Annotated in this window: 2 protein-coding genes; both read left to right on the top strand. The window is 63.6% G+C overall.

All coding sequences use genetic code 11. The features are described from left to right. Window positions 1-285 precede the first annotated feature (285 nt). Entirely contained in the window at window positions 286-1,548 is a 1,263-nt protein-coding gene (locus tag FBY02_RS19810; protein WP_144929910.1) for a glycosyltransferase, read from the top strand. A gap of 93 nt (window positions 1,549-1,641) precedes the next feature. Beyond that, a complete protein-coding gene (locus FBY02_RS19805) occupies window positions 1,642-8,907 on the top strand; it encodes a non-ribosomal peptide synthetase (RefSeq protein ID WP_178115378.1) in 7,266 nt (2,421 codons plus the stop codon). The last annotated feature ends 98 nt before the right edge of the window (window positions 8,908-9,005 follow it).

The following is a 9,005-nucleotide window of genomic DNA, read 5'->3' as shown; positions in this document are numbered from 1 at the left end:
CACCAGACCCTGTGGGAGCGGGCTTGCTCGCGAAGACGGCGGCACATTCAACACCTCTGTGACAGACACCCCGCTTTCGCGAGCAAGCCCACTCCCACTGGATCCGGAGTGCGCGCCTACCAATCGTCGAGTGTCCCCATTTTCCGCCACAGACTTTTGCTTTCTGCCAATGCCTAATGCCCCCCGACAGGCTGAATCGTTTTAGTGGGCGGAGCCCACGGACGGGCTCTGATCGCTGCTGATCAGGGTGGCCTACCACCGCAGGATCACTCTGGAGGGAACCTTATGCATGTGATCATTACGGCCGTCGGCTCAGCCGGTGACGTTCATCCTTTTGTCGGCATCGGCCGTACGCTCGTGGCGCGCGGGCATCGGGTCACGTTTTGCGCCAGTGCGGCGTTCGCGCCGTTGATCGAGCGCTGTGGTTTCAACTTCCTGCCGTTGGGTACCCGTGAAGAATATGACGAGGTGATGGCCGACCCGGCGCTGTGGCACCCGCGCACGTCCCTGCCGACCCTCTGGAAAACCATCGCCAGCACCCTGCGCGAACAGTACCGGTTGCTGGAGCAGGCCTGTGACAATGAAACGGTCATGCTCGGGTCCTTGTGGGCATTCTCAGCGCGTCTTTTGCAGGAGAAACACGGTATCCCACTGGTCACCGCGCAGGTGTCGCCGTTCGGTTTCTGGTCGGCCGCCGCGCCCTCGACCCATCCACCAGGAGCCAATCTGCCGGCCTTCGTACCCTATCCGGTGAAGCGGCTGCTGCTGGGGATGATCGAACGGGCATTTCTCGACCGGGTCATGGCACCGGAGCTCAACAACTTCCGTCAGGAGCTGGGCCTCGCGCCGACCAAGCGCATTATCAGCCAATGGATTTCCTCGCCTGACCGAGTGCTGGGGTTGTTTCCGGAGTGGTTCGCCCCCGTGCAACACGACTGGCCTGCCCAGACCGTGCTGACCGGTTTCCCATTGTTCGATGAGTCCGGGCTGCAACCGCTCGACGCCGAACTGGAAGACTTCCTGAACGAGGCATCGCCGGTGGTGTTTACCCCGGGTTCGACCATGGTCAATGGCGAGCAATACTTCACCGCGGCGGTGCAGGCACTGAAATTGATCGACCGCCGCGGCGTGTTCCTGACCAGCCAGCCGGTAGACCCTTCAGTGTCCAGCGAAGGCAGGATTCTGGTACGACGTTACGTGCCGATGAGTCGCATCCTACCCCACAGCGCAGCGCTGGTGCATCACGGCGGTGTCGGCACCACGGCCCTGGCCATGGCCGCCGGCGTGCCACAGATCGCCACGCCGTTCGCTCACGATCAGTTCGACAACGCCGCACGAATGGAGCGCCTCGGCTGTGGCTTGCGGGTTTTCCCGCCCGCCTCCGCCGAGTCGCTCGCCGCAGCACTGGACAAGATCCTGAACAGTCGGGAAGTGCGCGCCAGTTGCGACCGCTATCGCACGCTGATTCCGAGCGGTGACAGCGCCAGTGAAGCGGCGGCCCTGCAGATCGAGGCACTCGAGCGCACCGCCAGGTCACGCGCTGCCTGAGGCAAGTATTGCCCAGCGTAATCATGGATGAAACAGCCACCGACAGAAGAACGCCAGCCGTTTTTCCGTGTGGCTTTGAAAAGGACGACGAACATGGACGCGCTCTACCCGCTGACTGCCCCACAACTGGACATCTGGCTGGATCAAGTGCTGCACGGCGACAGCCCGCTGTACAACATTGGCGGGTATGCCTGCATCAACGGCCCGGTCGACGCCGCAAGGTTGAAGCAGGCAATCGATCAAGTGATCAGCCGCCACGACGCCCTGCGCATTCAACTGGTACCCGGCTCGGCGGAGCACCCCCTGCCGCGACAGCGCTTCCTGGAATCGGCCAGCGCATCGCTGACCTTGCACGATGTCTCGACAGCAGCCGATCCGCAGGCCAACGCCCTGGCCTTGCTGCAAGCCAACCTGCAAACGCCGTTTTCCTTTGACGGCGGATTGCTGTTTCGCACGGACCTGATCAAGGTTCGCGAAGACCTCCATTACTTTTTCGTCAACTGTCACCACCTGATCATCGACGGCTGGTCCTTCGCCATGATCGGCCGGGCCATCAGCCAGGCTTACACCGCCGCACTGGACCCGACGCAAGCGCCGCTGCCGGCACCGACCTACCAGGCGTATGTCGAACAGCAGAAGAACGACAAGGCCTCACCGGTCTTCCAGCGACAGCGCCAGTACTGGCTGGACAAATACCGCAGCGTGCCAGAACCCCTGCTCGCACCCCGTCACCCCGGTCGATTCGAGCAACGCCTGGCCCCCAGCCAGAACCACGCCTGGCGCTTGCCGCGGGCGCTCTACAATCGTCTCGGAGAACGGGCCAAGGCCTGCGGACAGGCGACGGTTTTCCACGCCATGGTAGGGCTGCTCTACAGCTATTTCGCGCGCACGGCACAACGCGATGAAATTGTGATCGGCATGCCGGTCCTCAACCGCGCCAATGCCACGCACAAGGCCACCTTCGGCCTGTTCGTCGGCATGAGCCCGGTGCGCCTGAGCCTGGGCACCGAACTGAGTTTCAGTGAGTTGGTGACCCGGATCGCGCTGACACTCAAGCAGGACTATCGCCATCAACGCTATCCGTTGAGCGAACTGAACCGTGAGCTGGGCCTGCAAAACACAGGCCGGCGGCAATTGTTCGACCTGGTGGTGTCCTACGAGCAGGACCAGGACACCTGGTACGGATCCGCGCCCGCCCAGCCGGTCAAGCTCAGCAATGGCTACGAACAGATGCCCCTGGCGATGCACATTCGCGAAGCCGCGCCGGACGACGACGTGTGGATGCACTTCATCTACAACGAGGCCTGGTTCGACGCGGCACAGATCGAGGCCCTGCAACAGCGCTTCATGACCGCGCTGCACGCCGTGGTCGATGATTTCGAAGTACCGGTCAACGCCCTCGACATCATGCCGCCTGTCGAGCGCTACCGGGTGGCGCATGAATGGAACCACACCCCGGTCGACTACCCCAGGGACGTACTGCTTCATCAACTGATCGAAGCCCAGGTGGCCGCGCGTCCCGGAGCCACGGCGGTACGCTTCGAAGACCGGACGCTGACCTACGATGAACTGAACCGACGGGCCAACCAGGTGGCCCACGCCCTGCTCGAAACAGGTATCGGCCCCGACGCGCGGGTCGCCATCTGCCTGGAACGCAGCCTGGAAATGGTGGTGGGCCTGCTGGGCATTCTCAAGGCGGGCGGCGCCTACGTGCCGCTGGACCCGGGCTATCCCGCCGACCGCCTGAACCACATGCTGAGCGACAGCGCTCCCAGCGCCCTGCTGACCACCCGCGTGTTGCTCGGCAGCCTGCCCGCCGATACCTTGCCGGTGCTGTGCCTGGACACCGATCTCGAGCAACTGTCGCGGCAACCGCAGCATAACCCGGACCCCGTCGCCCTTGGCTTGACGCCCCGACACCTGGCCTACGTGATCTACACCTCCGGCTCCACCGGCCTGCCCAAAGGCGTCATGAACCAGCATGACGGCGTGGTGAACCGGTTGCTCTGGGCCCGCGACGCCTATCAGGTCGACGAGCACAGCCGCGTCCTGCAAAAAACCCCGTTCAGTTTCGACGTGTCCGTCTGGGAATTCTTCCTGCCGCTGCTCAGTGGCGCGCAACTGGTGGTCGCCGCTCCTGGCGGGCACCAGGACCCTCGCTACCTGCTGGAGATCATGACCAGCGCCGGCATCACCCTGCTGCATTTCGTGCCGTCGATGCTGCAGGTGTTCCTCGATCAGGTCACGGCGCAACCATTGCCAGCCCTGGAAAAAATCCTGTGCAGTGGCGAAGCCTTGCCCCATGCGTTGCAGACGCGCTTTTTCGAGCGCCTGCCAGGGGTGCAGCTGCACAACCTCTATGGCCCCACCGAGGCGGCCATCGACGTGACGGCCTGGCATTGCCGGCCCGATGTACACCCGGGCATCGTCCCCATCGGCCGGCCGATCGCCAATACCCAGCTGTACATCCTCGACGCCAACCTGCAACTGTTGCCGCCGGGCATTGCCGGCGAGCTTCACATCGGCGGCATCGGAGTCGCCCGGGGCTACCTGAACCGTGAACAACTGACCGCCGAACGGTTTGTCCGCGACCCGTTCCAGGCCGACCCGAAAGCGCGCCTGTACAAGACCGGCGACCTCGGTCGCTGGCTGCCCGATGGCAGCATCGAATACCTGGGCCGCAACGATTTCCAGGTAAAGATCCGTGGCCTGCGTATCGAACTCGGTGAGATCGAGGCTCACCTGGCGGCTTGCGAAGGCGTCAAGGAAGTCGTGGTCATTGCGCGCCAGGAAACCGACGGCGATGCCTGCCTCAGCGCCTACCTGGTGGGCGAGCCTGGCTGTGTGCTGTCACCCCAGGCCCTGTGTACAACCTTGCGCCAGCACGTGCCCGACTACATGGTGCCCCGGCACCTGATCCAACTCGAACAATTGCCCTTGAACGCCAACGGCAAGCTCGACCGCAAGGCCCTGCCTGAACCTGAGCAGTCCTTCGGCAGCACCGACACGACCGCGCCGCGCAACGCCCTGGAACAGGCACTGGCCGAACTCTGGGCGGACAACCTGCAACGCCCCATACCCGGCGTCCATGACAATTACTTCATGCTCGGCGGCGACTCCCTGAAAGTCATTCACTTGCAGATCAAGGCCCGTGAACAAGGGATTGCCCTGACACTGGCGCAGGTCTATCAGAACCCGACCATCGCTGAATTGGCTCAGGGCCTGCAGGCGCAAACCGTCGCGTCGGCGGACCTGTTGCCCTCGGCCCATGTCGCCCCCTTCGCCCAGGTGCCGGAGGCGATCCGCCTGGCCAGCGAAGGTGAGTTCGAGGATGTTTTTGCCGCCTCGCAACTGCAGGTCGGGATGATCTATCACTCGATGATGCATCCGGATTCGGCGATCTATCACGACATCTTCCGCTACCGCCTGCGCCTGCGCTGGGATCCACTTGCCTGGGACCGGGCCTGCCGTGCGTTGATCCGCCGTCATCCGGCATTGCGCATGTCGTTCGACATCGGTCACGCCGAAACCCCCATGGCCAGGATTCATTCAAGCGTCGAGCCGCCGGTGCAGATCGTCGACGCCGTGTCGCTGAGCGCCGAAGCACGGGGCCAAGCGATTGCCGCCTATGTGGAGGCGCGCAAGCGCTACCGCGAAGACTGGCAACGGGCGCCGCTGTATCAGTTCTGTGTGTTTGTCGCGGCCCGGGAAATCGACCTGGTGTTGAGTTTCCACCATGCAATTCTCGATGGCTGGAGCGTCGCCACCCTCATGCGTGACCTGATCACGCTCTATACCTCGGAACCCGATACCGACGCACTGCCCGTGCTGACGACCACGCCCGCCGACTTTGCCGTCCTGGAACTGGACGCCATGGCGTCCGACGTCCACCGGCACTTCTGGCGCGACTACCTGCGCGACGCACCCGCCGCGTCCATGACCAGCTGGGTCTCTGTGGTCGCCCCCGATCCGGCTCCGCACCGCTCGGCCTGGCGCGAACTGCCTCCGGCCGACCTGGCGCGGCTCGAAGCGTTCTGCCGCGTCCACGACCTGCCGCTGCGTGCCGTCCTGCTGGCAGCCCACGGGTTCGCCCAAGCCATCCTCTCCAACCAGACGGAAGTGCTGTGTGGCGTCATCAGCCACGGGCGACCGGAGTTCGAAGATGCGGCTTCGGTGCTGGGCCTGTTCCTCAATACCCTGCCCATCCGTTTCAACACCCAGGGCCGCAATTGGCTCGAGGTGATCCGCGCGCTGATGGCCCAGGAGCAGCAGGTGTTCGCTCATCGGCGCTATCCATTCGCACTGATCCATCGCGAAACCTCCGTCGCCCTGGACGTGGTGTTCAACTACGTCGACTTCTACGTGCTCAAGGACATGCTGGCGCAGGATGAGGAAATCCTCACCGAATGGGACACCACGGAAGCCAGTAACTATGACCTGCTGACCACCCTGGGGCGGCATCCCGCCAACGGTTCGCTGATGTTGAAGATGGACTACTGCACGGCGCGGGTCGCCACCAGCCAGGTCGAGGCCTACGCCGATTACCTGCTGCGTACCCTTGAGCTGATGATTTCCGGACCCGGCTCCACGCCGAGCATACCGGCCTGGCTGCCCGCCCCCGTCCAGGTCATGCCGACGGCGGTCACGGCAATGCCCCATGACAATCTGTCGAGCTTGTTGCTGGACAGCCTGGAGCATTACGACGAACAGATCGCCGTAAGCTTCGAGCAGACCCGCTTGTCCTATCGCCAACTGAGCGACAGCTGCGCGCAACTGGTGAGCTGGCTGCACCGGCAGGGTATCGGCCAGGGTGACCGGGTGGCGATCATGATGCCCCGCTCCCCCGAACTGATCGTCGCCCTGCTCGGCGTGGTGCAGGCCGGCGCGGCGTATGTGCCGATCGACCTGAGCTACCCCCATGAACGTATCCGGCTGATTCTCGAAGACTCGCGGCCGAGCCTGCTGCTGTTCGCCGACGCGTCGGCCACCCTGGCCACCGCCCTGGCCGGCCAGACGGTCAAACGGCATTGGAATGAAGTGGCCGCCGGGTTCGACAACGATCTAGCGCGCGGCCATGAGCTGGTCGCCGCCATTGCCGCAGGCATTGCCGGCGAAGATAACGCTTACTTGCTCTATACCTCGGGCTCGACGGGACGCCCCAAGGGCGTGGCCATGCCGCACCGTGCATTGACCAACCTGGTGCTCTGGCAGAATCGCCAGCAGGACGTCGGTATAGCGTTGAAGACCCTGCAGTACTCGCCTATTTCGTTCGACGTCTCGTTCCAGGAGATTTTTTCCACTCTGTGCGGCGGCGCAGAGCTGGCCATGATCGATGAAGGGCTGCGCTACGACTTCATCCGGCTGCTGAAATTCATCCAGTCGCAGGACATCAATCGGCTGTTCCTGCCCTACGTCGCCTTCCAGGGGCTGGCGGAAGTCGCCCAGCAACTGGATATCCGCCCCGTCTCGCTGCGCCAGATCAGCGTGGCCGGCGAACAGCTGAAGATCACCGCCGAGATCCGCAACCTGCTGGACGGCCTCGACGACTGCCGAGTGGAAAATCACTACGGTCCAACCGAAGCCCACGTGGTCACCCGCCTGAGACTGGAGGGTGCCGCCGCGTCCTGGCCGAGCATGCCGCCGATTGGCGCGGCCATCGACGGGGTCCGCATACATGTCCTGGATGCCACGGGCAACGCCTGCCCGGTCGGGGTCACGGGAGACTTGTTCGTCGAAGGCATCTGCCTGGCGAACGGCTACTGGAATCGACCTGACCTGACTGACGAGCGCTTCATCTATCGCCAGCTGGAAGGCAAGACCCGGCGTCTTTATGAAACCGGCGACATCGGTTTCTACCTGCCTTCGGGCGATCTCGTTTACCAGGGCCGCAGCGACGCGCAGGTGAAGATCCGCGGCTATCGGGTCGAACTGGGGGAAATCGAAGTGGCCATGCTCGGCTCCAGCCGGTTCGGCGCCGACATCCAGCAGGTGGCGGTCATCGACAAGGCGGCAGCGGATGGCAGTCGCTATCTGGTGGGTTTCGTCCAGGCCATGCCGGGGCGCGAGCCGGACCTGGATCGGCTCAAGGCCGAAATGCGCCTGGCGTTGCCCGACTACATGGTGCCGAACACCCTGGTCGGCATCGCGCGGATACCCCTTGGCCCCACCGGCAAGATCGATCGCCGGCAACTGCAGAAGATCGAGGTGCAAACCACCCTGCTGCGCCCCTTCACTGGGCCCAGGAATGCCACGGAGGACTTGCTGCAAGCCTACTGGCAAGAAGCCCTGGGCCTGGAAGACATCAGCGTGCACGACAACTTCTTCGAACTCGGCGGCAATTCCCTCAAGGCCGTGCAGCTGGTTGCCATGTTGACCCGGCACCAGGGGCTGGAGCCGTCATTGTCCGACTTCATCCAGGCCCCGACCATTGCCGAATTCGCCCAGGTCCTGCAGCGAACCGAAGCCGCGTCTTCCGACACCGGTGCGCTGGTGGACTTCAAGAATGCCTGCCGGGCACCGACGCTGTTCCTGGTCCACCCCATCGGCGGGCATGTGTTGTGCTACGCCGCCCTTGCCCGGACGCTCAAAGACCAGGTTCATCTCTATGCGCTGCAAGCACCAGGAACCTGGGACGCCCGTGAGCCGCTGCAATCGGTGCAGGCCCAGGCCGTTTGCTACGCGGATGCCATTGAACAGGTCGCGCCCCAGGGCCCGCTGAACATCGGCGGCTGGTCCTATGGCGGCATCGTCGCCTACGAGCTGGCGAGCGAATTGCGGCGACGCGGACGGCGCCTGCATAACGTGTTCCTGCTGGACACCATCGTGCGCGTCAAACAGGGCGAGGTCCGGATAGAACGCAGCGAATTCATGAACTGGTTCATGTGGGAGTTGCTCAGCGGCGACGGCCAGAAGGAATACGACTACCAGGCCCTGGACTTCTCCTGCATGAGCGACGCGGACGCCTTCGATGCGATCAAGCAGCACGGTATCGAGCAAGGCATTTTCGACAACAACATCAGCCGGACCGCCTTGACGCAACTGTTCCAGGTGTTCCATGCCAACTGGCAATCGCTGCTGGGCTACCGCTTCCCGCCGCTGGACCTGCCGATCACGCTGTTCGCCGCGGATGTCGAGCTGCCCGACGTGTTGCAGGCGCCCCATGAGCTGGTGGGCACGGCCTTCCACGACCCGTATCGCGGCTGGCGGACGATTGCGCCCCAGGTGCAGCGGGTGGCCGTGGAAGGCGACCACCTGACCATGATGCGCGAGCCGTACATCGAGCGGGTGGGCGAGATCATCCGCTCACGCATGGACGCGGCCCGGGCCGCACATACGGGCTCAATCGCGGCGATGGTCTAGCTGATCAAAACCGATCTGTGGCGAGGGGATTTATCCCCTCGCCACAATGATTCATACAAACCTCAAGTGAATAGCACCACGAAACAGGTGAAACCAAC

Source organism: Pseudomonas sp. SJZ078, assembly GCF_007828255.1.
Taxonomy (GTDB): domain Bacteria; phylum Pseudomonadota; class Gammaproteobacteria; order Pseudomonadales; family Pseudomonadaceae; genus Aquipseudomonas.
This window is presented reverse-complemented; position numbering and strand designations above follow the sequence as displayed.